This window comes from Oceanobacillus neutriphilus (genome assembly GCF_014645515.1).
In the GTDB taxonomy this organism is placed as follows: domain Bacteria; phylum Bacillota; class Bacilli; order Bacillales; family Amphibacillaceae; genus Oceanobacillus; species Oceanobacillus neutriphilus.
Genome location: NZ_BMLW01000015.1, coordinates 84029 through 106956, shown reverse-complemented (window position 1 = coordinate 106956; position 22928 = coordinate 84029). Strand labels below are relative to the sequence as shown.

Annotated in this window: 26 protein-coding genes; 9 read left to right on the top strand and 17 right to left on the bottom strand. The window is 37.2% G+C overall.

Annotated elements, in window-relative coordinates; translation table 11 throughout:
• The first annotated feature begins 81 nt into the window (after positions 1–81).
• Genes IEX29_RS21890 through IEX29_RS21880 form a run of 3 tightly spaced genes read left to right on the top strand, consistent with a single transcriptional unit; the run spans position 82 to position 3783 of the window.
• Complete coding sequence (locus tag IEX29_RS21890) at positions 82–627, top strand: sigma-70 family RNA polymerase sigma factor (RefSeq protein ID WP_188737227.1); 546 nt, start codon at positions 82–84, stop codon at positions 625–627.
• Positions 620–1402: an ABC transporter ATP-binding protein gene (locus tag IEX29_RS21885; protein ID WP_373290714.1), complete on the top strand. Its 783-nt coding sequence runs from the start codon at positions 620–622 to the stop codon at positions 1400–1402. Before IEX29_RS21890 ends, IEX29_RS21885 begins: the two co-directional genes overlap by 8 nt.
• Positions 1402–3783: an FtsX-like permease family protein gene (locus IEX29_RS21880; RefSeq protein ID WP_188737225.1), complete on the top strand. Its 2382-nt coding sequence runs from the start codon at positions 1402–1404 to the stop codon at positions 3781–3783. Before IEX29_RS21885 ends, IEX29_RS21880 begins: the two co-directional genes overlap by 1 nt.
• Before the next feature lie 253 nt (positions 3784–4036).
• Here the strand turns inward: IEX29_RS21880 and IEX29_RS21875 are convergent, their stop codons facing one another.
• The 3 genes from IEX29_RS21875 to IEX29_RS21865 are packed head-to-tail and all read right to left on the bottom strand — an operon-like array spanning position 4037 to position 5674.
• Positions 4037–4657 (bottom strand): FMN-binding negative transcriptional regulator, encoded by a 621-nt coding sequence (locus tag IEX29_RS21875; protein ID WP_188737223.1) that lies wholly within the window; start codon positions 4655–4657, stop codon positions 4037–4039.
• A gap of 24 nt (positions 4658–4681) precedes the next feature.
• Positions 4682–5197 carry a spermidine/spermine N(1)-acetyltransferase gene (gene paiA / locus IEX29_RS21870; protein ID WP_188737221.1) on the bottom strand — a complete coding sequence of 172 codons (516 nt, stop codon included), beginning with the start codon at positions 5195–5197 and terminating at the stop codon, positions 4682–4684.
• Positions 5198–5221: 24 nt separating this feature from the next.
• The gene (locus tag IEX29_RS21865; protein WP_188737218.1) at positions 5222–5674 is read right to left on the bottom strand and encodes a MarR family winged helix-turn-helix transcriptional regulator; all 453 of its coding nucleotides are present in this window, start codon (positions 5672–5674) and stop codon (positions 5222–5224) included.
• Positions 5675–5864: 190 nt separating this feature from the next.
• Here IEX29_RS21865 and IEX29_RS21860 point away from each other — a divergent pair, with 190 nt between their 5' ends.
• From IEX29_RS21860 to IEX29_RS21850, 3 genes are read left to right on the top strand one after another with little or no spacing between them, the layout of a single operon-like run.
• Positions 5865–7013, top strand: a complete 1149-nt coding sequence (locus tag IEX29_RS21860; protein ID WP_188737216.1) for a hypothetical protein — start codon at positions 5865–5867, stop codon at positions 7011–7013.
• Positions 7010–8209, top strand: a complete 1200-nt coding sequence (locus IEX29_RS21855; RefSeq protein WP_188737214.1) for an ABC transporter permease — start codon at positions 7010–7012, stop codon at positions 8207–8209. The genes IEX29_RS21860 and IEX29_RS21855 overlap by 4 nt, the downstream gene beginning before the upstream one ends.
• A 22-nt stretch (positions 8210–8231) precedes the next feature.
• Positions 8232–9137, top strand: a complete 906-nt coding sequence (locus tag IEX29_RS21850) for an ATP-binding cassette domain-containing protein (RefSeq protein ID WP_188737212.1) — start codon at positions 8232–8234, stop codon at positions 9135–9137.
• Positions 9138–9215: 78 nt separating this feature from the next.
• Here the strand turns inward: IEX29_RS21850 and IEX29_RS21845 are convergent, their stop codons facing one another.
• The 3 genes from IEX29_RS21845 to IEX29_RS21840 are packed head-to-tail and all read right to left on the bottom strand — an operon-like array spanning position 9216 to position 10607.
• A complete protein-coding gene (locus IEX29_RS21845; protein WP_229720330.1) occupies positions 9216–9710 on the bottom strand; it encodes a GNAT family N-acetyltransferase in 495 nt (164 codons plus the stop codon).
• Positions 9682–9897 (bottom strand): hypothetical protein, encoded by a 216-nt coding sequence (locus IEX29_RS26870; RefSeq protein WP_229720329.1) that lies wholly within the window; start codon positions 9895–9897, stop codon positions 9682–9684. Before IEX29_RS26870 ends, IEX29_RS21845 begins: the two co-directional genes overlap by 29 nt.
• Positions 9898–9953: 56 nt before the next feature.
• Positions 9954–10607 (bottom strand): RNA polymerase sigma factor, encoded by a 654-nt coding sequence (locus IEX29_RS21840; RefSeq protein WP_188737210.1) that lies wholly within the window; start codon positions 10605–10607, stop codon positions 9954–9956.
• 87 nt (positions 10608–10694) lie between these two features.
• On the opposite strand from IEX29_RS21840, the gene IEX29_RS21835 reads away from it, so the two are divergent.
• Positions 10695–11114 (top strand): VOC family protein, encoded by a 420-nt coding sequence (locus tag IEX29_RS21835; RefSeq protein ID WP_188737208.1) that lies wholly within the window; start codon positions 10695–10697, stop codon positions 11112–11114.
• A 5-nt stretch (positions 11115–11119) separates the two neighbouring features.
• Positions 11120–11737: an HAD-IA family hydrolase gene (locus IEX29_RS21830; protein WP_188737206.1), complete on the top strand. Its 618-nt coding sequence runs from the start codon at positions 11120–11122 to the stop codon at positions 11735–11737.
• Positions 11738–11864: 127 nt separating this feature from the next.
• Here the strand turns inward: IEX29_RS21830 and IEX29_RS21825 are convergent, their stop codons facing one another.
• The 4 genes from IEX29_RS21825 to IEX29_RS21810 all read right to left on the bottom strand — a co-directional run bounded on the left by IEX29_RS21825 (position 11865) and on the right by IEX29_RS21810 (position 15478).
• Positions 11865–13022, bottom strand: a complete 1158-nt coding sequence (locus IEX29_RS21825) for a pyridoxal-phosphate-dependent aminotransferase family protein (protein WP_188737204.1) — start codon at positions 13020–13022, stop codon at positions 11865–11867.
• A gap of 226 nt (positions 13023–13248) precedes the next feature.
• Positions 13249–14013, bottom strand: a complete 765-nt coding sequence (locus IEX29_RS21820; RefSeq protein ID WP_188737202.1) for a Fic family protein — start codon at positions 14011–14013, stop codon at positions 13249–13251.
• 221 nt (positions 14014–14234) lie between these two features.
• Positions 14235–14804, bottom strand: coding sequence for a cysteine hydrolase family protein (locus IEX29_RS21815; protein WP_188737200.1), 570 nt, complete (start codon positions 14802–14804; stop codon positions 14235–14237).
• Between the two features lie 62 nt (positions 14805–14866).
• Entirely contained in the window at positions 14867–15478 is a 612-nt protein-coding gene (locus tag IEX29_RS21810; RefSeq protein ID WP_188737198.1) for a pyroglutamyl-peptidase I, read from the bottom strand.
• A gap of 182 nt (positions 15479–15660) precedes the next feature.
• Between IEX29_RS21810 and IEX29_RS21805 the strand changes: the two genes are divergently transcribed.
• Entirely contained in the window at positions 15661–16341 is a 681-nt protein-coding gene (locus IEX29_RS21805) for a PadR family transcriptional regulator (RefSeq protein WP_188737196.1), read from the top strand.
• 73 nt (positions 16342–16414) lie between these two features.
• Here the strand turns inward: IEX29_RS21805 and IEX29_RS21800 are convergent, their stop codons facing one another.
• The 7 genes from IEX29_RS21800 to IEX29_RS21770 all read right to left on the bottom strand — a co-directional run bounded on the left by IEX29_RS21800 (position 16415) and on the right by IEX29_RS21770 (position 22787).
• The gene (locus tag IEX29_RS21800; RefSeq protein WP_188737194.1) at positions 16415–16747 is read right to left on the bottom strand and encodes a helix-turn-helix transcriptional regulator; all 333 of its coding nucleotides are present in this window, start codon (positions 16745–16747) and stop codon (positions 16415–16417) included.
• A 6-nt stretch (positions 16748–16753) separates the two neighbouring features.
• Entirely contained in the window at positions 16754–17209 is a 456-nt protein-coding gene (locus tag IEX29_RS21795) for a hypothetical protein (RefSeq protein ID WP_188737192.1), read from the bottom strand.
• An 827-nt stretch (positions 17210–18036) separates the two neighbouring features.
• Positions 18037–18723 carry a response regulator transcription factor gene (locus IEX29_RS21790; protein ID WP_188737190.1) on the bottom strand — a complete coding sequence of 229 codons (687 nt, stop codon included), beginning with the start codon at positions 18721–18723 and terminating at the stop codon, positions 18037–18039.
• Positions 18724–19743: a sensor histidine kinase gene (locus IEX29_RS21785; RefSeq protein WP_229720328.1), complete on the bottom strand. Its 1020-nt coding sequence runs from the start codon at positions 19741–19743 to the stop codon at positions 18724–18726.
• A 212-nt stretch (positions 19744–19955) separates the two neighbouring features.
• A complete protein-coding gene (locus tag IEX29_RS21780) occupies positions 19956–20384 on the bottom strand; it encodes a hypothetical protein (RefSeq protein WP_229720327.1) in 429 nt (142 codons plus the stop codon).
• A gap of 310 nt (positions 20385–20694) precedes the next feature.
• Positions 20695–22014, bottom strand: a complete 1320-nt coding sequence (locus tag IEX29_RS21775) for a hypothetical protein (RefSeq protein ID WP_188737187.1) — start codon at positions 22012–22014, stop codon at positions 20695–20697.
• Positions 22015–22199: 185 nt separating this feature from the next.
• Positions 22200–22787, bottom strand: a complete 588-nt coding sequence (locus IEX29_RS21770; protein WP_188737185.1) for a DUF4352 domain-containing protein — start codon at positions 22785–22787, stop codon at positions 22200–22202.
• Positions 22788–22928: the final 141 nt, after the last annotated feature.

Here is a 22928-nt window from a genome sequence, read left to right as displayed (position 1 = left end):
ACTGACGCCAGCTTTACTTTATTTATCTTTTTTGAATCGTTTTGCCAGGCTTATTTGTCTAATAGATAAAGAGGTGAAAAAATGCAGCGGGTTAAACAGGCTCAGCAGGGAGATGAAGCAGCTTTTCTATCATTGCTAAATAAAGAACAGGATAAATTATATCGTATGATTTTTGCATACGTCCAAAATGAATCTGATGCCATCGAAGTATACCAGCAAGTAATTATTGTTGCTTTTGAAAAGATTGTACAGTTAAAAGAACCCTTGTATTTTTCTACTTGGCTTATGCGTATAGCTATTAATCAAAGTATTACATATGTGAAAAAAAGAGATAGAGAACGGGCTGTTTCCCCGGAAAGCCTGCATTTAATAGAGGCAGATTACAGGCCAATTGAGGAGCAGCTTGATTTATGGCAGGCACTGCAATTTCTGCCAAATCATTATAAAACAGCGTTGTTACTGCGATTTTATCATGATTATACAGTGCCTCAGATAGCTGAAGTGATTGAACTTCCTATTGGAACTGTAAAAACACATATTCGTCGTGGTTTAAAGATGCTGCGGCAGCATTTGAAGGGAGTATACAATGATGAGTGGGCAAAATCCGCTGAAAAAGATGATGAATAATATTCCTGTACCGCAGCAAAAGCTTAAAGAAGTTTTACGAGTAGAGGGGTTAACGAAGGTTTTTGATAAATCATCACAGCCTATACAGGCATTACGACAAGTTGATCTTACTTTATATGAGGGTGAAATGGTAGCTATCATGGGAACCAGCGGATCAGGAAAAAGTACCCTCCTACATATGTTAAGCGCAATTGATGCCCCAACAAGCGGAAAAATGTTTGTATTTGGTGAGCAGAGAGACGTTCACCTGGAACCCCAGGCAACTATTTTCCGCCGTAATCACATTGGTTTTGTATTCCAATCCTTTGAGCTTTTAGAGGACCTCAATGTGATGGATAATATAGCCATGCCGCTCATTTTAAAAGGATTAACGAATAAAGAAATTGAAATACTTGTCAAAGAAGCACTCGACCAGGTTGGTATGAAGAAATGGCGTACCCATTTGCCTACGGAATTATCAGGCGGCCAGCAGCAGCGTGTTGCGATTGCCCGTGCGTTGATTGCCAAACCATCCATTTTATTAGCGGATGAGCCTACAGGTGCACTGGATTTTAATACAACAAATGATATTTTACATTTACTTGTCCAATTAAATAAGGAGCTTCAGCAGACAATGGTTATCGTTACCCATGATGCTTACGTTGCGACATTTGCTGATAGAGTTTTATTCTTCCATGACGGACAAATTGTTGACGTTTATACAAATAAAAAAGATGAATCCGATTTAGAAGAGATCTTAGAAAAATTTAAATATATAGCTCGGGGTGAACAATAATGTTTAATTTACGCACCATCGCCTTAAAGCTTTTTCGCGCGGAAAAAATACAAGTAGTGACAAGCATTATTACGGTTACAATTGCAATAGCGCTTGTGGTGATGATGTGTTCATACGGATTTAGTGCCAAGGCAAAGCTGGATGCAGATATCTATGAGCTTTATGGCGACAGCAATATTGAATTTGGCTACGAAATGGAAGATGAGAAATACATAGATAAAGAACTGTTGACACAGGTATCAGACATCTATGGTGTTACTGCAGTAGCACCAATTTTATTAAATTCCGATGTTTTTGTTGAAGGTATTTCTGTAAATGTGCTTGGCGTAAATAATGATGAGCTTACGAAAAGCCGTTTGCACTTTTCGAATAATATTCAGCAAAATGAGATCATAATAAGCGAACGTTTATTATCTTCTTTAGAAAAATCGATTGGAGATCAGCTGGTAATTGAAGATAAAACATTTACGATTGCTGACACTTTGCCCATTAATGAATTTAATACAGCTTATATGGCAAATGCAGATATGAAAACGATGTTTCCCTATATGCAGGAGGGTAAGTTTGTACTGGTACAGACGCTTCCTGAACTGGAGGAAACAATCGGAACAGAGATTGCTGAAATGAACACGTCTCTGCGTGTAGATTTATTAAATGAATCAGAGACAATGCAGCAGAATATTGAAAGTCTGCTTGTTTTTATTATTGTCTTAGCTGTATTTGTATTGATTATTACTGGCACGCTGCTCTTATCCAATTTCCGTATTATTTTTACGAAGCTGCAAAAGCAATTAACCCGTTTGCGCGCAATAGGAGCGACAATGACCCAGGTTGCAATCATTGTACTGACCCAATTAACCACCATTATTACCATAGGTGTGACAGCTGGAGCATTCATTGGTGCGGGAATGATGAAATTTGGTCTTCATACAATCATTCAATCTTTAGAATTACCTCCTGCACAAACAACAATACCTGTTATGACAGTTATCTGGATTGCGTTATCAAGTTTTATCATCCTGCAGCTGTTTGTGATGTGGCAGGTTTGGAAGAGTACGAAGGCTTTACCGATGCAAATCAAACAATTAGAAAAGAAAATCGTCTGGACACCGGCCAAAAGCCGGATCAGCTGTGGAGTTACGGTTATTGCAATTCTTTTATTGTCTATAGGAATGAAAACAAATGCTCCAGTACTAAGCTTCATCGGTACAGCTATGATGACCATTTTATTAATATATATCTTACCGTATATGTTTAAGTGGTGGATACAACACACTCTTCCTCGGTCACGAAGAGTATTTGGTAAAAATATTTATTTAGCTTTGCAGCGGCTGCTTCCCCAGGTACGTAAAAATATGTCAACGATATTAACCATTATCAGTTTGATGGTTATCCTGGTTTTCAGCACTGCTACAATGAAAAGTATAGCTGTGTCAGGCGAGCAATATATTGATGAGAAATTTGAAACAGAAATTTACGGCACCTATGATTTAGCTGATATAACGGGAGAACAGACACTTGAATTATTAGCTGATATTCAGAATTTAGAAGGTGTACGCGATGTGTATGCTCATAGTGGGATTGCCGGCTTCAGTATTCAATTACCTGATAAAACGATTGATACAGATATACGAGCAACAAATCTTGCTCATCAAGATAATAACTATCCCTTAACAGGAGCAATCGTAGAAGAGAGCTTTGCAAAAGAACATCACATCGAAGTGGGAGATGCACTGCGAGTAACGGATCTTCACCATAATTCAGACTATGATCCACTCATTGTCAGCGCGATTTCTAATGAATCATCATTATTTCCATTTAACAGCATCGTCGTCGATTGGTCCGAAGAAATAGCTGGTGTTTTGAATGTACATGAAATTTTTGTTGATGCTGATGATGTGGATGTTTTGCAGCCCATTATCAGTAAACTGCCTGCATTACATTTCACTACAAAAACAGCAGAGCTAAAAGAAGATGCCCAGATGTTCCAGCAGCGATATGCCTTAGTTATCGGAACACTGATTATTTTAATTGCGGGTGCATCATTCGGCATCTTACAAACATTAATGAATGATATATTAACACAGCAATCCAGCTACCGGATTACAAGGCTGTTAGGTTTAACACAGAACGGTATGATGTCCGTTATTGTTTGGCAGGCATTCATCTTTATTTGTTACGGGGTAGTGTTTGGATTAACTTTTGGTATTTTCTTTACGAAGCTGCTTTGGTTTGTGATTGATCCAGAATCCAGTATATTCATCGACACTACAGCCGTTTTATATACTGTCGCCGTACTACTTGTACTAACACTTTTATGTTTTATACTGCAGGGGTATCAAATGAGCAGATATCCTCTTGAAAATACAAAAGACAGCTGATTTATTATGAAAGAGATGATATCAAGAGTCATGCGGTTCATTCCGGTCTTTGGAAACCGATTAAATTATTTATAATGGAGGGGATTGCTTTACCTCCCCTCCATTGCCATTAATACTGTCCGGTCTCTATTCTTCATACATAGAAGAAGCTAGTTTTGATTATTTCTTGAACGGACGCTTAGTTATTTTTAACTCAAAAATATTAAAAATGACATCATCCAAATCATTTCTTCTCCCGATTCAAACTGTTATCTCAAGGTAAATGCCTATTCTTCTCCATCTGCTCTGCAACTTTATGGGAATCAGAATCCCCTTCCCTCTGCAAATGATTCATAACACTTTTATAATCCGCTTCTTTCCGGTTTTGACTTAATTTATAGACAGCCTGAATCTCTGTCACTCTAACTTCAAATCCAACAATTGCTTTTAACTGTGCCTCTAATAATTCAGGTGTAAAATTCCCCACTGAAAAAGCAGGGTCTCTGTGCTTTTCGTACTTATCTGATAGAATTGCTAACGTATCTCGAAGCTCATCCTTATCCAGCATCCGTGGAGCTCCATACATATGAACAGCCTGATAATTCCAGGTTGGCACATTCTCATGAGTATACCAGGTCGGGGAAATATACGCATGCGGCCCTTGAAATATTACGAGCACATTCTCCGCATTCTCAAATGTTTTCCATTGCGGGTTTGCATAAGCCACGTGACCTGTAATAATATAATCATCATCTTTTTTGCTTATTGTTACTGGCAGATGTGTTGCCACGGGTATACTATTTTCAGTAGTCACCAGTGTCGCAAAAGAATGCTGATTGACAAATTCCCAAATCTCTTTTGTATCGGTAACTTTAAAACGCTTAGGTATATACATAGCCGCTCTCCTTTATAAATTGACTTATAGTATTTTCGTCATAATATAGTCCGTCTGCTCATCATCTCCCATAAAAAAGGAATGTGATCCTGTCTGCACAAACCCATTCTTCCCGTAAAAGGCAAGCGCCTGCTCATTATATTCCCAAACACCCAGCCATACTTTCTGCTTCTTTTTATCCTTTGCTATTTCCATTGCTTTGTCCATCAAATATTTCCCCAGCCCTTTTCGCTGAAAGCCGCTTCGAATATAAATCCGTTCTATTTCAAGTGCATCCGTATCCATTTCCTCCGATTGAGCATCATCCGTATTCACTTTCATATATCCGGCCAGCAGATCATTATAATAAATGAAAAAGAACACCGAATTGTTATGCTTCATTTCCTTTTGGAGCTTATCCAATGTATATGCACTTTCCAAATAAGCTTGCATATTCTCCGGTGTATTCTGCTCTTGAAATGTTTCCGTAAATGTTTCCATACTGATTTCTTGCAGAGCCCGCAAATCGTTTTGACTGCAAGCTTCTATCTTTATAGCCATGCTCTTATCTTCCCTTCATTCCATTTAATACTGCCGCTTATTTCCTTTCTTCACAAACTCCCAGTCCACTTCAATATTTTTCCTGACTTTTTCGAGTAAATACACAAGCTTTTCTGCTTCTTTTTCTGTCAGCCCTTCCAGAGCTGCCTGATTGGAGTAATCATTTTCCTTTTTAATCATTGGATAGATGCGTTCCCCTTTTTCTGTTGGCAGCAGCCTCTTTATCTTTCTGTTATCTGCATCAGCTTTCTTTTCAATAAAATCATTTTCCTCCAGCTTTTTGATAGCTCGTGCCGCTGTGGTCCGGTCTACTTTTATCATCTCAGCAAGCTTCTCCTGAATAATACCCGGGTTTTCACAGATACGGACCAGATATAAATATTGGCCCTTAGTAAGATCATATTCTTTAAACTCGATATTGCTGATAGAGTCAAGCGCTCTTGCAATCATCCCTATTTCACGCAGGATTTCCGCCATTCCTTCACCCCCGGCTTTTTGGTTATATGTAAATTCTAATTTATTTTTGTTGTATTTACAACAAAAATCCAACGGAGTAAGTATTATTTTAAAGAAATTATATAAAACGCTTACATATTTATGCTACAATAAAACAGATATGGAAAATTAAAACTTTTCTGACATTCAATATTTATATAGGGGGATAGAAATGTTTCGATTAATGAAGACCATTTTTCTAGTTGAACGAAAGAACCTGAAGTTTAGGTCTATTATTTTCATTTTAATTCTTTTCATCGTTGGTTCCTTCGTTTACTTGGACAATAGTCAGTTTAGAGAGCTTAAACCCGGTACTGCTGCTGAAGTTGTTGCATTGAACTCGGCTTTAGACCAGTTCAGGAATGTAGATGCTACTGATTCTGATGTGGCATCACCACTGTACCGGAATCTTATCAGCCAATCGAGTAATCTGGCTAACAGAACGCTGGGGTTATTGATGGACGACCAGGATACATACATAAAAGGTGCCACTGAGCTCACAAAAGTACGGGATGAGGTCTATACGATGGACGGCTTTGAGGATGTCGCCCAGTTTATCCCTACATACCGGCAAAACCAGCTGGATGGTGCACTTTTCACAGAAATCCAGAATCAGGAAGAAAAATTGCTTGTTCATAATTCTAACTTTCCGACATACATTATCCTGTTTCTATTTGCATTAGGATACGGCTGGTACTTATTAGTCGGTATATTCTCATCTGATATCCTGTTGGATGAAACAAATCACAAATCTCTTGTAAATGGTTATCCTCTCTCCATTGCTTCTAAACTATTTGCAAAACTATTAAGCTATTTTCTATTTGTTTTTATCTGTTTAGTTTTGACCTTCACCATTGCTATCACTTCAGCTGCTGTAATTTACAATATGGATTTAAGTTATCCTGTAGCCTTATTTAACGGGGATTATCTGGCAATACCTGTCTGGCAATATATTTGTATCGCTTTTCTATATTTATTATGCTTGTCACTCGTGGCAATCGCTGTTTCCATCCTGTTAAATCACTGCTTTAAAAATCTGTATATAATTATCTTTGTACACTTTTTTTTCTTTTTTATCGTGTACCTGCTTCCAGTTTTGGGAAAATGGATGAGCTTTTTACCTTTTAATTATTTTAATTTCCAAACTGTTGCTGACGGAAGTGTTTCAGAAATGACAGGTAATACAGCAATCACTTTAACTAATGGATTTCTTACTATGCTCCTCAGCCTTCTCGTTATATTTCTCTTCATCTATTGGCAGTTTCACAGGAGCCAAACGAAGTATAACCGATTGAAGGATGATCAAGGAGGGATATTATGATTGGATATGTCCGCTGGGAGCTGAAAGTATTTTTCAGCAATCGGAAAAATATCATACTATTTATTTTATTATTACTGGCTGGCCTCTACTATGCACTTTATCTGGCACCAGATTACCAGCCGATTGAATCTGTTAATAAAAATGAAATCGAAGCAAGATATGAAGACCGGCAAGAATTTCTGGATACTGTAGAAGTTCGGGAAGACTCTCACCCAATGACGGTATTCTCGTACCAGGTTTTTCCCGAATGGAATGAATATGACAGCACACGTCTAGATGCCTTAGCTGCAGGAGACTTACGCACTTATGCTGAAGCAACATCTAACTGGTATGCTTATTCTGATGAAATCCTTTTTTCATCTGGCCGGGATTTTTTCTTGCGTTACACGACCGGCTATTATACGTATGGAAACAATTTTTCTCATTCAGATGGTCATTACGCCTATCTGTCATCCGCTGTGAGATACGGAAAATATGCAGACGCCTCCTATGATTTAAGCATCCAGATTTTTGAAGAACGCACAGCACTGCAAACGCTTCAGAGACTTTTAGCTTCCAGCCTGCCCTATATTCTGCTGATCGTATGTCTGTTTCTAAGTAACGATATTGTGATGAAGGACAGGCAACATCTGAGTATTGTAAAAGGATTTCCGCTGACCCCCTTTAAGCGGCTGATGCTGAAGGGTTTGGTGGCCTTATTAGGCAGTTTAACATCGCTTGTCGTTTTAGTTCCTGCGTTTCTGGTTATTGGTTTTCGGGAAGGATTTGGCACGTTGTCTCTCCCGGTTGTAAGATATCATTTTGAATTCTTAAACTTAGGAACATACGAAAGCATGTCCATGGGCTTATTTTTAGTTCAGAGCTTGGCCATGATTTTACTGTGGTTTACGATTATTATCAGCCTTGTATTATTGATGAGTATTATCTTGAAAAATGAGTTTATTAATCTGACCATCGGTATCATCTTATTTATTGAAGCAACTTATTATCAAAGAGGGGCAATTATTGATGACTGGTTAAGCTATCTGCCGACCTCCTATGTACAAATAGGGAATATCGTCAGCGGGTACAGGCAGTATATCCTGGCAATTGATTCTGTAACCATGATAAAAGGACAGCTTGTGCTTCTTGCTGCAGCACTGCTTATTATTTTACTTATCTGGTTTGTAAGCAGGATAAAAAGGTTGGCAATTTGATGAGAAAGCTAGGAGGTAAATAATGATTCAATTAAATAATATTGTAGTACAATTTGGAGATAAAAAGGTATTGAATGGGATAACCACTACATTTCAGCCGGGTGAAATCATAGGGCTTGTTGCACCTAATGGAACCGGTAAATCTACGCTTCTTAATGTGTTAATGAATTACGTTACGCCGGCAAAGGGCGAAGTAACCTTCAAGGAAAGCTATCAGTATATCAGCAAGAAAAAAGAAGCTTATATCCGGTCACTGATTACGATGATGCCTGATCAAAGTGATTTGTATAACCATCTGAATGGTGTTGATCATTTAAATATTTACCGTCAGATGTGGCATCGTTCCTCCATTGATCCGGACCAGGTTATACAGAGATTAAATATGTCTCATTATATTAAAGATAAAACCTATCAATATTCCTTAGGGATGCGGCAGAGACTATGCTTTGCCATGCAGATTGTTGCCAACACACCTTATATGTTAATGGATGAAGTGATGAATGGGCTGGATCCCGATAATGTAGAACTTATTTCCAAGCTGCTGGAGGAGAAAAAGAAAGAGGGAAAAATTATTATTATTGCCTCCCACCTTTTAGAAAACCTTGAAAAATATGCGGATCGTATCTTATTTTTAAAAGGCGGTGAATTCATCTATACAAGAGATTACCGGGAAAAAACTTCAGATGATACAGTGTTTCTGAAATTCAGTTCAAGAGAGAACGGGAAGGTCATCGAAGAGATAAAGGCTTTTATACCGGATCTGGATTATAAAGAGCTTGCGAATGAGCGCGTTATTATGGATGTTCGTCAATTTTCAGAAGATCAGAATTTACAGCTTCAGGAGCATTTAAAAGACAATATACAGATTAAAATGGAAATTGGTCCCCTGGATCTTCTGGATCGTTACAGCTTGTATTATAGCAGTTAGAAATAAAACTATGCCCCAATGCCTTATCACCATTTCCGTGATGAGGCATTAATTTTGTATTTGTATAGAATCATGTTATCAGCTTATGTGAAAATCCGTTCCATATAAATAAAGATTCAGCCTGGCTGCCACAGATTGAGATGCCAGATTATCCCATGATGTGCTGTATAATGGAATACGTCCCTGCCTCTGAACTTCCCTGGCCCACGCATTTGTCACGGCCACTCCATATCCCTTGCCTCGATAAGCCTCTTTTGTAAATAGGCTGGCCTCATCTGCTTGTGCACTTTTTCGTGCACTGCAGCAAATAGAGGCTATATTGTTATCCTCCAATATTACAAAACAAGGCTGCTTATACTCGAAATCCTCGAATGTATAAGGAAATTGTGATTTTAAGACATCTTTATTTTTATGTGTTATCTGTACGATTTGTGAATAAGAGGATTTGTTGATTTTATCAGGAAATACGTATGCTGGCCCAGTCCACAGCTGGTTCAATTTATATACCTGTTGGAAGACTTTGATGATTTCTGCCAGATCAATACTAGTACTCTTTTGCGAAATCTTTTCCAATTCTATTATAAGAGAAACAGGCAGTGTGTCTGCATACTTTTACGACAGTGCCTTCCTTGGTAGACCCGATAAAAACCTTTGGGGCGGGACGATATGGCGGTTCATTCACTACAGTCATTCTATCTTTACTATCATGTTTAAATAATACATTTATATGGTGATTTATTAATTCCTTATCACAATTCATAAAACTCCCCCTGCTTGAAAATCCCGATTCTCTTATGGGATCTTCATTCTATTATTTTATGAAGAAAGTAATTCTAATATATTTCCATCCGGATCAACAACATGAATGACAGCCTGTTCACCTGTTCTTTTCACTTGAAAATTTTGTGCCTCCAGCAGGCGGTAATAAAAAAATATTTGCATCGGCCGGGATTCCGCTATCGCCTTAGATAGCGCAGGAATGATTTCATCATCTGTAAGGGAAACATTTTGATCCATCGCTGTATCTGCGTTTAATTTCAGTTTTTTTCTGGAACGGTGAAGCGCTGTCTTAACCGATTCATCACTTATTCTTAACATAGCTGCAATCTCTTTGGAGGTATATCCAAATACATCCTTTAATGTAATCAGCATAGCCTGCTTCAAAGGTAAGGCAGTAAGTAAAACTTCAATTAAACTGCCATATTCGATAAAATCATATTCGATACCATGAAAATCCTCATTAAGATAGCTTTCTCGTCTATTTTTTCTTTTTTCGTCGATATAAAGGTTTTTAGCTACAGTGCATAGAAAGGAGAAAGTAAACGCTCTTTCAGGTTCTAATTTTTTCAATTGAAAAGTCTTTAGCATTGTTTCCTGTACCAGATCTTCTGCCTGCCAAGGTGAAGCTGATAATTTCAAACAGTACTTATACAATTTATTAATTTCATGCTTTAAGTCCTTAAAAATCATCTCTTTTCACCTTTTTCAAATTAGATGTAACTTTTACATAAGTATATACGTTATACATAAGAATTTCATTAGAAGGTGGAATAGTGTATGTTTAAAATTGGAAGTATTTTTATTCCTGTAACTAATATTGAAAAATCGTCAGAATGGTATGAAAAATATTTTGGAGCGAAGAAAATTGACAGCTGGGAGGATGGAGCCGGGTTTTATTTACCTGTTGGTTCGACACAATTAGCCTTGGTGAAAGTAGAGATCCCACAGCCAACAGAATTTAATATGAAAACAAATCAAAGGAATTCTTATTATAATTTTGTTGTTGCTGATATTGAAAAAGCACATCGGCACTTTAAAAATAATGGTGTAGCAGTTACCGAAATAGATGCTTTTGGTGATATGAAATTCTTTGATTTTTTCGATTTAGATGGAAACCCATTTAGTGTGGTGAATGAGGTTGAAGGTTCACCTTTTCACTCAGATAATATCAGGGAAATGCAGAAGAAGGAGAAATAAAAAATATGAAAAACAGCTTTATATGGGATTTAGATGGGACAATTATTGACTCTTACGAAATTATTGTAGATAACTTGGCAATTGTTGCTGGTCAGTGTCATCTTTCATACTCCCAAAAAGAAATCTATCAATATGTTAAATCTAAATCCGTTAACGCATTTATTGGTTTAATGGCTAACAGCTCTGATTATGACAAACACCAGCTAAAAACACTGGCTTCTAATCTTAATAATCAGAGAGCCGGTGAAATAAAATGTATCCCGCATGCAGCATATGTTTTAGATTATTTATATCAAAATAATATTCAAAACTTTATTTACACACACAAGGGGAAATCCACTGCCCATGTACTTGAAAATCTCAATCTGACCCAGTTTTTCAAAGAGGTTATCACCAGTGAATATGGCTTTGAAAGGAAGCCTCATGCGCAGGGGATAGAATACATTGTCGACAAATATAAACTAAATAAAGATGCTGTATTCTATGTGGGAGACCGGCAAATTGATGCTGATTGTGCCCAAAATGCTGGAGTTAAATCTATTATTTTAACTGACGATTCGGATAGCAGTTTATCTGGGGATTATATGATCAGAGATTTAAAAGAGTTAGTGAGTTTTATGTAGTTAATAGACTGGCTGTGCCAACAATAGAACCCGTCCCGCTTCAATCTAGATATAAAAATACAGTATCCCGCAAGTTTACTCAACTTGTGGGATACCATCATGAACTCTATTATTTTCGATTGATTTGTTATTTTTTTAATGAGGATAAGAACACATCTTGAGCTGCCTTTACCCCAGCACCGCTCTCAAATTGGTAAGAGAAGTCCTGCAAGCCTGCTTCAATCAGGGATACTGCTTGAAGTATATCGCTTGGGAAACAATATCCCATATGCCCAAATCTGAAAACTTTGCCCTGAAGCTGTCCAAGACCACCGGCAAAATCAAGATGATATTTTTTCTTTAAGTGTGCTAAAAAGTCCGAAAGATCTAATCCCTTTGGAGCACAGATTGTCGTTAAGGTTGGTGAGGCATGCTCATCACTTGTTAACAAGTCAATGGAAAGAGCTCTCATAGCTTCCCGAACCATATTTTTCATGACCTTATGACGTTCTACTGTTTTCGAAAATCCGCCTTCTTCCTCTATTAAATCACAAACCGCAGATAATCCCATAATCAATGAAATTGCCGGTGTATTAGGGGTCATTGATTTTTCGTCCCATTCACGGTAGCTTAACAGGTTTAGATAGTAAACAGTTGTATCATTCTTCTCTATAACCTTCCAAGCCCTTTCACTTACAGCTACGAAGGCAAGGCCCGGCGGAAGCATAATTGCTTTTTGGGAGCCTGTTACTAAAATATCAATGCCCCATTTGTCCATCTCTGCAGGGGCGCCGCCGATACAGCTTACTCCATCCACAATAAATAAAGCATCTGAGTTCTCGTGTACTGCCTCTGCCAATTGATCAACCGGGTTTAAGACGCCTGTGGAAGTCTCATTATAAGTCGCAAAAACAGATTTGATACCGGATAATGGCTTTAAAAATTCTGCGAGCTCTTCCTTTGTACAAGCTTCGCCCCAGTTTTTCTCGAGTTTATGAACATGCAGGCCATGTTTCTCACATATCGAAACAAAATAGTTCCCAAAAGCACCTATTGTAACAACAACTACTTCATCCCCAGCAGAAGCAGTATTGGCTACAGCTGCTTCTAATGCCGCCGTTCCGCCCGAAGGAAGAAGCATAATATTCTGCTTCGTTCCAAATACGGTTTTAATACGTTCTGTTGTTTCCCGGTACAATTTCATAAATTCCTCTGAACGATGGCTGATCATATCTTGCGCCATCGCCAATTCCACTTTTTTAGGAATTGGCGTCGGTCCAGGATGTCTTAGAATATTTTGATACATAACTTTTCCCCTCTCCACCATGTCATTAATGTTTTGCATATTTGAGTAAATTCCCAATTATATGAATCTGTAATAAAAATATTATCATTGTTTCCTTGTAAAGTATAGTTTGTGGTTTCAGCTTGTTTATGAATCTAGGGCTAAAATTTAAATTCTTATTGATGTGAAATAGAAAAGAAGAATCTCTAATTTTGATATTAGGAGATCCTTCTTTAATAGTCTCACTTCATTGCACATCATCTTTCTTAGGATATTTCTGTAATGTTTCCAAAATCACATCAAGCATAAATTCAATAAATTTCGTTGAGTTATTATCTTTATCTGCTAAAGCCAGAACATCATAGTACTGCTGTTGATGTTCATAGATAATTGTTTCAAACGGTATCCAGGCAAATATAGGTTGCCACCCGCTCAAAATAACATTCTGCCAAAAACGCCCTATTCTCCCATTCCCATCTTCAAAAGGATGGATAGCCTCTATTTCATAGTGTATAACACAACTTTTAATTAAGGCAGGAGTCGATGCTGTTTTTGACCATGAGAAAAGCTCTTCCACAAGTGACACAATAAATTGTGGTCTGGCCCCTACATGAACAACATTTCCTTTCGCATCAAAAATGCCAACATCTTTTTGTCTAAATCTCCCTGAAAACTCTACTAATTCATTAGTCAAATAACCATGCGCTTTTAAAAAATCTTCCACGCTGTATGGGTCAAATGATAATATTGCTTCATATGCACCGTACGCATTTTTAACTTCTTTTATTTCTTTTGGACTACCTAATATTCTTTTCCCATCAATAATATCTGTTACTTGCTGAATCGTCAGTGTATTATTTTCAATCGCCAAAGAAGACTGTATGGAACGAATACGATTGTCTTTTCTCATGTGCAGGTTTCGCTCATACTCCGATTTCAGCTCTCCTACTAGTTCGGATATTTCTACTATTCGATTTAGCATATGATCCGTAATATCAAATGGTGGCTGCATAATAGATTCACCTGCTTTCTCACTGTCTTTTTTTAAATCACTTACAATTATTATACAGGAAAAGCCCTGCGAATTACATGCAACGGTTGATGAGTACTTTCATGTAGTAATTGATTCATTTTAAGTAAATAATGCATCGAAAAATCTGACGGTAACAAAAATACAAATGCTATTGCGGCAAGGCATTTCTGTACTTTTTATTATCTAAAATACGTATTTTCTTATATATTCCTATCCTCAAATTCCTTCACATCAGCCCCCAGCGAGCTTTCAAAATGCCCCAGCGCCCAATCATGCCCGGCCTGATTAAATGAAGCGACAGCATCTTTGTGCACAACAATACGGAATCCCTTATTATAGGCATCCACAGCTGTATGCAGCACACAAATATCTGTACATACGCCAACCAGATGCACTTCTTCAATATTTCTTTCCCGCAATTTTATTTCTAAATCTGTTCCGGCAAAAGCGGAATATCTCGTTTTATCCATGTAATATACGTTTTCTTTATTCTTGTTTATTTCATATGTTTCCTGCAACCTGCCATATAAATCTCTTCCGCTTGTTCCCCGAATATTATGAGGCGGAAACAGGTTCGATTCTGGATGATAGGGATCATCTTTATCGTGAACATCAACAGCAAAAACTGTGTAATCACCATCACTGATAAATTGCTCTGTTAACGAAACGATGGTATTTTCCAGTTCCTGTCCGGGCTTGCCACATGTTAAAGCGCCATTCTCGGCTACAAAATCAACTGTGTAATCAATATTTATCAATGCTTTTTTCATGGGTTATTCCTCATTTCTAATAGAGATTTATTGTTTACAGCGCTAGAACACAATTTACTTATCTATGCTTCAGCCAAGGTTTCAATACAAATCGTAATAGCTCTCTTCAAATCATCATGACTCCAGCTCGGTATCTTCCCATGCTCAATCGCAAGCTCATGAGATGCCGGGATATGGATAAAACCAGCTGGAAGAGACAGATTATTTATTTTCGTATAATGCAATGCTTGATACATGACATGATTACACAGGTAGGTCCCCGCACTATTAGAAATTTCCGCCGGAAGTCCTTGCGCGTTCAGCTGTTGGACCATTCTGCTGATAGGTAAAGTAGAGAACATTCCATCTGCTCCATTTTCCCAGATGACTTCATTATCCGGCTTATGCCCCTGATTATCCTTTGGTCCATCGTTCACATTAATAGCAATACGTTCCGGGTTAATTTTGAATCTGCCGCCGGCAAGGCCAAGAGAAATAATCGCATCCGGCTTTGTCTCGTCAATTAATTGCAGGAGCTGTTTTCCTGCCTGATGGAAATCTACAGATAATACATGAGAAGTAATCGTGTAATCTCCAATTGCTGCACCATTTAACTCTTCTGCAATTTTCATTGTTGGATTAATAGAGAAATCAAGAAAAGGTTCAAATCCTGTTAATAATAGCTTCTTTGTCATATGCTGCACCTGCCTTTTTTATTTTAGTATAGCATAGTATGTATTTTGTTCATCCAGATGTAATCGCCAAATACAGAACGAAAATACTTTATCTTGACAGTTAACGATATATCGTTTATCATTTTATTTAACGATATATCGTTAACTTCGAAGCAAAAAATATTAATCAGGAGGAATTTATTATGTTTCAACAAGACCAACATCCATTTTTCCAAAAGCAGGCTCATTTTAATCACCACCATGCTTTCGATGGAGATAACAAATTTCACAAAGAATTCTTAAGCCGGAATAAATTCGGGATGGGCAATGAACATTTTGAAAGAAGAGGCGGTCCTCATTTCTTCGCAGGACATGACGGCAGAGGTGGCGGTCGTGGCGGTGAACGTTTTTTCAAACGTGGAGATATTAAGATTGTTTTATTAAAAATACTACAAAAGCAGCCAAGACACGGCTATGACATTATCAAGGTTTTAGAAGAAAAATTTAAGGGGTTTTACTCACCCAGCCCTGGCTCCGTTTATCCAACACTGCAAATGCTGGAGGATCAGGATCTTGTGGAGGCCGTTAAAGAAGGCAGGAAAAAGGTATATCATATTACCGATGAAGGCATTGCCTATTTAAATCAGCACCAAAAGGAAGATCCTTTTGTTTCACGAATGAACCAATTTGAGAATGTTAATATCGAGGAAATGCAAAACTTAAGATCCGAAATGCAGGGGCTATTCCAGGATTTCTTTAAAGTAGGACGCCAGGTTATGGATAATCCAGAGAAGAATAAACAGCTGCAGGAGCTGCTTGAAAAAACAAGAGAAGAGCTTTTAAATATTGCTGAGGATGATGAGAATAAATCAGGTAATGAATAATTTTTTCATCAATTAAAGACGGACCGCTAAAACAGGCGATCCGTCTTTGTTTATATATTAATGAAGTTTCCCTTTAAATAGAAGTCGCAGCAAGCTCATCATCATTTGATTGCAGTTGAAGCATAGCTTGAGCTATATCTTTAACACTCAAATCCAAGGACCGAAAAATTTTATCATATGTTACTGTGGAAAGATTATCAAACCCTCCCTCCGCCCGGGAAATTGTTTTTAATCCTATATTTGCTTTGTTAGCAAGCTCTTCTTGCGTATAACCATACTGCATCCGGCGGGCAAATATGATTTTTGCATATATTGGTGACAGGCCTTCTAAGGATTCCTTCAAATCGGGATGCCCTTCTTTTAACAAAGATGTTGTCATGTCTAAAAGATCTTTTTTCTTTTTCATTATTTATCAGTTCCCTTCTAAATAATATTCAGGATTTTTCTTTACCCTCTTGTACATCTCAAACGTCAAATTTCTCATCTTATCAGTTTCATCAATGCGTGGTGTACGCATTTTTATGAAACATTTCACAAAAACGTAATAGTGTTGTCTTCTGTGCTGAAAAGGGAAAAACAAAAAGCGCAGATGCTCGTTCCCATTCATAGCATAACGCAATTCATAGATTGGTATTAGTCTTAGAGGTTTTACTAAATGATAATGCTTTGTCCTCTGCTCACCATTGAGAGTAATGGTGAGCTCCGTTCGTTTATTAATTAAGCTTTCTAATGTCTGTACACTCAAAAGATTGAATGCACTATTAAGAAACATCAAATGTAGTTTTGCCTTTGGGGACAATTTTGATTTTTCATAAAGGTTTTGTAAATACTCCCCGACAACGTTCTGGTCATTTTCATCATGAATCATTACTAGTTTATACCCGTTTATATTCATTATAATTATATCATATAATACATTTATTTTCTAACAATTTATGTTCTAGATGACTTTTTACTCCTCTCCTCATTTAAATATAAATTCAGATAAATACATTAATTAACAAACTGGCTTTTCATATAATTTCACAGTTTTCGAAACTAGGCTTACTTATATATCCAAATTATTCAATTGGAATCCTCGGGAATATTAAGATGAGTGATTTGCACTTATTGATAATGTTTAAGCTTTTTGTCCAAGCAAATGTCTGACATTAGAACTAATTCGCTTAGACAGCTTGCTTGTCCTATTGCAAAGGGATTAGGGGTATTTCCATTGCTCTTTTTATAGAAAGTATAACCAATTAGTGCAATAAACGAAGAATTTGAGTAGTATTATCTATTGGAGAAATAATTTTAACTGTTGGCTATAGAAAATTAAAGATTATTGCTTTATGACATTTAGACATCTAACATTTGATAGTCACCTTCTTTCATTTTCCTGTTTAATTTATCTTTGAAACTAATATTTTTTTAGTTTCAAGAATTTCATTAAAAATTAAGTGCTGTACCCTATCGTTTTCATATTTACACTTGCCTCCCTTCTAAATGTAATTACTTTTCAAGTATACTATACATTAGTACTTTAACTAAAATCGAATATAAACAAATTAAATAAATATCATCTTCGATCGCGAAAAAAGACCGCAAAACTTATTATGACAGCAGTTTAGGAGTTTATATTCACACGTACTGCGAATCGGATTTAAATATTAATATGAGGATATTTCAGGTATATCGAAAAACAAAATAATCTTCTCATTTCTGAAACCGATACCCCACACCCCAGATTGTTTCAATAAATTGCGGTAAAGAGGGATTCTCCTCGATTTTCTCCCGTATTTTCCGGATATGAACCGTAACTGTCGTATTATCTCCGATAGCATCATACCCCCAAATCTGTTCAAACAGATGCTCTTTCGTAAAGACAATATTCGGATTAGACGCTAAAAAATACAATAAATCATATTCTTTTGCGGTAAATATTTTCTCCTTGTTATCCAGAAAAACCCGTCGTGACCCATGATCAACCGTCAGATTTTTCATATGAATTTCATTTGGTTTCTTATCCCGCTTTGTTAAACGGTCATACCTTGAAATATGTGCTTTTACTCTTGCAATCAGCTCATTTGGGTTAAATGGCTTTACAATATAGTCATCTGCTCCTCTGCCAAATCCGCGAATCTTGTCGATATCTTCCTTTCTGGCTGTCACCATCAATATAGGTACATCCAATGTTTCCCGCAGCTTTTCACACAAAGCAAATCCATCGATTCCCGGCAGCATCAAGTCTAATAGGATGAGACTGTAGGAATTTGCCGTTGCCAGTTTCAGCCCTTCTTCTCCTGTTGTCGCAATATCACTTTTAAACCCGTTTATCTCCAAATAGTCTCTTTCCAATGCAGCAATGTCCTTCTCATCTTCAATAATCAGTACACTTTGCATTTACATCACCTTCTTTAATGTAAAGTAGATACTCGTTCCTTTGTCTGGTTCGCTCTCGGCCCAAACCACTCCACCATGCTCTTGAATTATTTTTTTGACAATGGACAACCCAAGTCCGCTGCCCCCTGTAGCAGAATTCCTCGAAGTATCTGTCCGGTAAAAGCTTTGAAAAATATAAGGAATATCTTCTTCCCTTATCCCCTTTCCATTGTCCTTCATTTCCACGACGATTCTGTCAGATTCAGATGTCAAATTCACTTGGATTTCCTTCTGTTCTTTGTCCATGTATTTTAAACTGTTTTGAATAATATTCATCACTACTCTTCTTAACTTTTCGCGGTCTGCTGTCACCACATAGCTGTTTTCTTTATTGGCTGATAAGGCAGCTGTTCCCTGCCTCTTTTCCAGGTTAAATGCCAATTCATCAATAAAATCGGCAAAAAAAGCATATAAATCTACTTGTTCAAATTGGAAGGTTTCTCTTTTTAAATCGAGCTTTGAATATAAAAATAATTCATCAATAAGTACGTCCATATCATTTGCTGTTCTGTAAATGGTGCCCATATACCTGTCCAGCTTTTCAGGAGTGTTCGCGACCCCATCCTGAATTCCTTTCACATAGCCTTTTATAGAGGTTAACGGGGTTTTTAAATCATGAGAGATACTGGCAATCAGCTCCTGACGATTCTGTTCATATTGTTTCTGCTCTCTATCTGCTTCTTTCAATTTAAGTCGCATCTGTTCAAACGTATTGGCAAGGTCGCCTAATTCATCCTTTTTATCCGACTGGACACTGTATTCCAAATTGCCTTCACTGATTTTCTTTGCTGCCGTAGATAATTTAGAAATCGGTTTGATAATACTTCTGGACATAAAATAGGTCAGTAAACCATTCGTCAGTATTAAAATAAGCGCAATCGCAATAAATCGGAATTGGACAAAAACCTTTAAATCTTCACCTTGCGGGTCGCCGTTAAAAACGACAAACAGGAAGTATCCTAAAACTATCTCTGTTACCAATAGTAAAGCTCCTGGAACAAGGATCATTGCTATGTTAGATAAAATTAACCGTTTTTTGATAGACACGTCGAAGCACCTTCCTTCACTTACCATTATAATGGAATCTAAACAGTCGGCACAGCCGCCTTTTCTTATCATCCTTGACGAAAAAACCTGAATCTATAAAAGACGCTTTTCTGCCGTTTTAGAAAAGCGTCCCTTCATAGCAAATATCAGCTTCGATTCTTATTTGGTATCGCAGAAGTTATAATACCTAATATTAATCCCCAAATGATGTTCGTCATAAAAACACTGACCAGTGCAATCGGATTCGTTAACGGTCCCTGTAATCTGCCATCAAGAACCGGTGATAGGATGCCGCTTAGTATAATGGCAAAAGCTGCATAGCTGACGCCTGCCAAAACTAGTGTTTTGATTGGATTTTGAGCCTCTTTCCATATAACAATAAGAATCCAGGCTATTGAAATTAAGATTGTCATGGCTATGCTTCCAATAGCCTCACTGCCAAAGATATGAATGAATCCGGTTATTTTCATTAGTGGTCTAATCAAAGCTAAAGCACCCAATCCTAAAATCAGTGTTATATTTTGTTTCTCCGCTTGATTATTTGTCATTTTCATCATTTCCTTTCTAAAATTCACTGCTGTTCTTCCTCTTTTCTATAGATAAGAAATTACATGGTGTTTCTTATCTATTTCTAAAGCATTTCTTAAATTTTTCTTAAAGTGAATTTTTTGCAAGTACGAAGGAATGAAAATGACACTTATATCTAATCAAGCATAAAAATATTTATATTTAAACACATTTAACAGCCCTGATCAAAGAGCAGTATATTTAGCACTACTCTCTTATCAGGGCTTATTTATTATTAGGTATTATTCATGTATAAAAGCTCATAATTCGGCCCTGACGGCTTATACAGCCGTATTTTCTGCAGTAAGCTTTCTTAATCTACTCACCAGGAAAATCTCTATGCACATTTTCCTTATCGAATACATGGAATACATTCCCGTCTCCACCATCTGCTAATGCACGGATATATGCTTTCCCATCTCCAAGATAAAACTCATGTTCATTATCATCAAATCGATAATCTGTCGCTACAAAGTTTAAAACTTCCCCATCCTCATAGCTGAGATTTAAATAAACTGCTTTATTCTCGCCTGCTGGTCTTAAAATAGCATGTACGCCATCTGAATCACCGAGCATTTTGTCAAATTGATAAGCATAATCCTCCCCATCAATATCTACCCGCCAAAGCTCTTCCTCCATATCTAAATCCAAGGAAACTAACTCTCCATCATAACTGTCATAATAATAAACAGCATTCTCTGTAACTACCGGAACCATGTTCGCATTTTTTAAATAGATTTGTTTCTCCGGTTCCAGTGTCTTTGCATCCATTTTTGTCAATGTATAATCATAGCTTAATTCTTCCGTTTGAAATACATAGAGGTCATCCCCGATGCCAGAGGTCTGAATATATTGGGCTCCCTCCATTTCTGATTCAGCAAGCTGCTCCCCGCTGGCATTTTCATAGCTTGTTAAAAGGTCTTCATTTTTGGTGACCAGCGCATTTTCTGTTAAGACTGTTTCTACATAATCATCTTCTGCTACAGGAATATCTACTTTTTCTCCTGTATCCTGATTCGTTATATGAACATGACTTGCGTCGAAGCCGGATCTGTATTTGCCGTTTATATTTATATAATTTTCAAAGCCGTCCTCCTCTTCATGCGGCTGCTGATCCACAATATCACCTGAATCAATCGCAACAGATATAAATGCCTTCATCGTTGAAAATTCCAGTCTGTTTTCTTCTAAGTAAACATTTTCTCCTGCACCGGCGGCGGATTCTCCAATTTCCCAGACAGCCTTGTCATTCTTCAAATCAAAAAGCATGGTATCTCTGTCCATTAATGTAATTACCTGCTGATTTCCATAATAAATCCGCTGTTCCGTTAATTCTGGATCATCTATGAAGAATTTTTTCTCATCCTCTAAATCTTCAAAAGGAATTAATTCCTCATCCACTAATGAAGTACTTATTTCAGCCCGTTCCAGCTCAGGAATATCCTGTTCCCCGCTGCTATTTGTCTCCTTTCCTTCATCTGTCTCTGCAGAGGTATCTGTATTTTCGTTTTCTTCTTCCACTGCTTCGGTATTATTCTCTTGCGGCAATGAATCTTCTGCTTCTGTATCCTCATCATTTGAGGAACAGGCAGTCAATAAAACGATTATAATGAAAATAAAGCTCATTAATTTCTTCAAAATGCCACTCCTATTTTATTTTTTATGACGAGCGCGTGTTCAAAAAGCCCTGTAAAATATTATATTCTGCCAAGTTCACAGTAACATCGTCTCACCTGGACTTTTTGAGCATCCTCTATTAAAACATACCTGTTATTCTTGTCAGCTGCCCTTGTAAAACTTGAGGATTACAAATGATAATCAGCTTATTGTTCAGGGTTTGGCAATTCAAAATGCGTTTCTTCATCAGACATAAATTCGAATTTTAAAAGAAAGGTATCTGCATAATCTACTCTTTCAACATAAACCAATGGCCCCTGCACCTCTTCTCCCGGAGCTAATTCTTCGTCTGCCTCAGGAAAGAATTCATTATACGATATTTCACCGCCATCCTCATCTATTGCCGATAAGTTTGCTGAATACATTTGATGAGGTACATAAGCTTCATCACTTATATTTTTGAAAGTAACATCCGCTACTGCCAATTTATAATCGTCATCAGAGGTAGACATGATATCCTCCATAGGTTTCCCATTTACTTCCTCAGCAAAATAAAAATCGTTTACAGTTACCTCATAATCAAATTCGTATAAATCACTGGTAATCACTGCCGTATCACCAATCGTGTACACTTCTTTTTTCTCTTCCTGTTCTGGAGTATCTGTTTCATTTTCAGCATTGCTCTCGTTATTTTCCTCTTCATTCGTTTCAGCGGTTTCAGCAGCGTCATCTTCACCACCGCATGCAGCTAATAATAATAAACCTGCAAATAATATCAATAATAGCTTCTTCAAAAGGATTCCCCCTCCATATACTGATTTTTATAAAACACCATCTCAACAAACTTTGGTAGATATTACGGCACATTTCCAGGATGGCACAAAAAGATCAAGTTCTTTTCTATGTCTTTAAATAGTCATCTTGTAAAATCAGCC

What these genes read in the sequence shown, in the direction of transcription:
- IEX29_RS21810 (WP_188737198.1), bottom strand. Translation starts at nt 15,478, where the DNA reads ATGACAAAGAAGCTATTATTAACAGGATTTGAACCTTTTCTTGATTTC.
- IEX29_RS21850 (WP_188737212.1), top strand. Translation starts at nt 8,232, where the DNA reads ATGATTCAATTAAATAATATTGTAGTACAATTTGGAGATAAAAAGGTA.
- IEX29_RS21865 (WP_188737218.1), bottom strand. Translation starts at nt 5,674, where the DNA reads ATGGCGGAAATCCTGCGTGAAATAGGGATGATTGCAAGAGCGCTTGAC.
- IEX29_RS26870 (WP_229720329.1), bottom strand. Translation starts at nt 9,897, where the DNA reads ATGAATTGTGATAAGGAATTAATAAATCACCATATAAATGTATTATTT.
- IEX29_RS21795 (WP_188737192.1), bottom strand. Translation starts at nt 17,209, where the DNA reads ATGATTCATGATGAAAATGACCAGAACGTTGTCGGGGAGTATTTACAA.
- paiA (WP_188737221.1), bottom strand. Translation starts at nt 5,197, where the DNA reads ATGGCTATAAAGATAGAAGCTTGCAGTCAAAACGATTTGCGGGCTCTG.
- IEX29_RS21835 (WP_188737208.1), top strand. Translation starts at nt 10,695, where the DNA reads ATGTTTAAAATTGGAAGTATTTTTATTCCTGTAACTAATATTGAAAAA.
- IEX29_RS21855 (WP_188737214.1), top strand. Translation starts at nt 7,010, where the DNA reads ATGATTGGATATGTCCGCTGGGAGCTGAAAGTATTTTTCAGCAATCGG.
- IEX29_RS21820 (WP_188737202.1), bottom strand. Translation starts at nt 14,013, where the DNA reads ATGCAGCCACCATTTGATATTACGGATCATATGCTAAATCGAATAGTA.
- IEX29_RS21805 (WP_188737196.1), top strand. Translation starts at nt 15,661, where the DNA reads ATGTTTCAACAAGACCAACATCCATTTTTCCAAAAGCAGGCTCATTTT.
- IEX29_RS21880 (WP_188737225.1), top strand. Translation starts at nt 1,402, where the DNA reads ATGTTTAATTTACGCACCATCGCCTTAAAGCTTTTTCGCGCGGAAAAA.
- IEX29_RS21890 (WP_188737227.1), top strand. Translation starts at nt 82, where the DNA reads ATGCAGCGGGTTAAACAGGCTCAGCAGGGAGATGAAGCAGCTTTTCTA.
- IEX29_RS21825 (WP_188737204.1), bottom strand. Translation starts at nt 13,022, where the DNA reads ATGTATCAAAATATTCTAAGACATCCTGGACCGACGCCAATTCCTAAA.
- IEX29_RS21815 (WP_188737200.1), bottom strand. Translation starts at nt 14,804, where the DNA reads ATGAAAAAAGCATTGATAAATATTGATTACACAGTTGATTTTGTAGCC.
- IEX29_RS21860 (WP_188737216.1), top strand. Translation starts at nt 5,865, where the DNA reads ATGTTTCGATTAATGAAGACCATTTTTCTAGTTGAACGAAAGAACCTG.
- IEX29_RS21885 (WP_373290714.1), top strand. Translation starts at nt 620, where the DNA reads ATGAATAATATTCCTGTACCGCAGCAAAAGCTTAAAGAAGTTTTACGA.
- IEX29_RS21800 (WP_188737194.1), bottom strand. Translation starts at nt 16,747, where the DNA reads ATGAAAAAGAAAAAAGATCTTTTAGACATGACAACATCTTTGTTAAAA.
- IEX29_RS21790 (WP_188737190.1), bottom strand. Translation starts at nt 18,723, where the DNA reads ATGCAAAGTGTACTGATTATTGAAGATGAGAAGGACATTGCTGCATTG.
- IEX29_RS21830 (WP_188737206.1), top strand. Translation starts at nt 11,120, where the DNA reads ATGAAAAACAGCTTTATATGGGATTTAGATGGGACAATTATTGACTCT.
- IEX29_RS21875 (WP_188737223.1), bottom strand. Translation starts at nt 4,657, where the DNA reads ATGTATATACCTAAGCGTTTTAAAGTTACCGATACAAAAGAGATTTGG.
- IEX29_RS21840 (WP_188737210.1), bottom strand. Translation starts at nt 10,607, where the DNA reads ATGATTTTTAAGGACTTAAAGCATGAAATTAATAAATTGTATAAGTAC.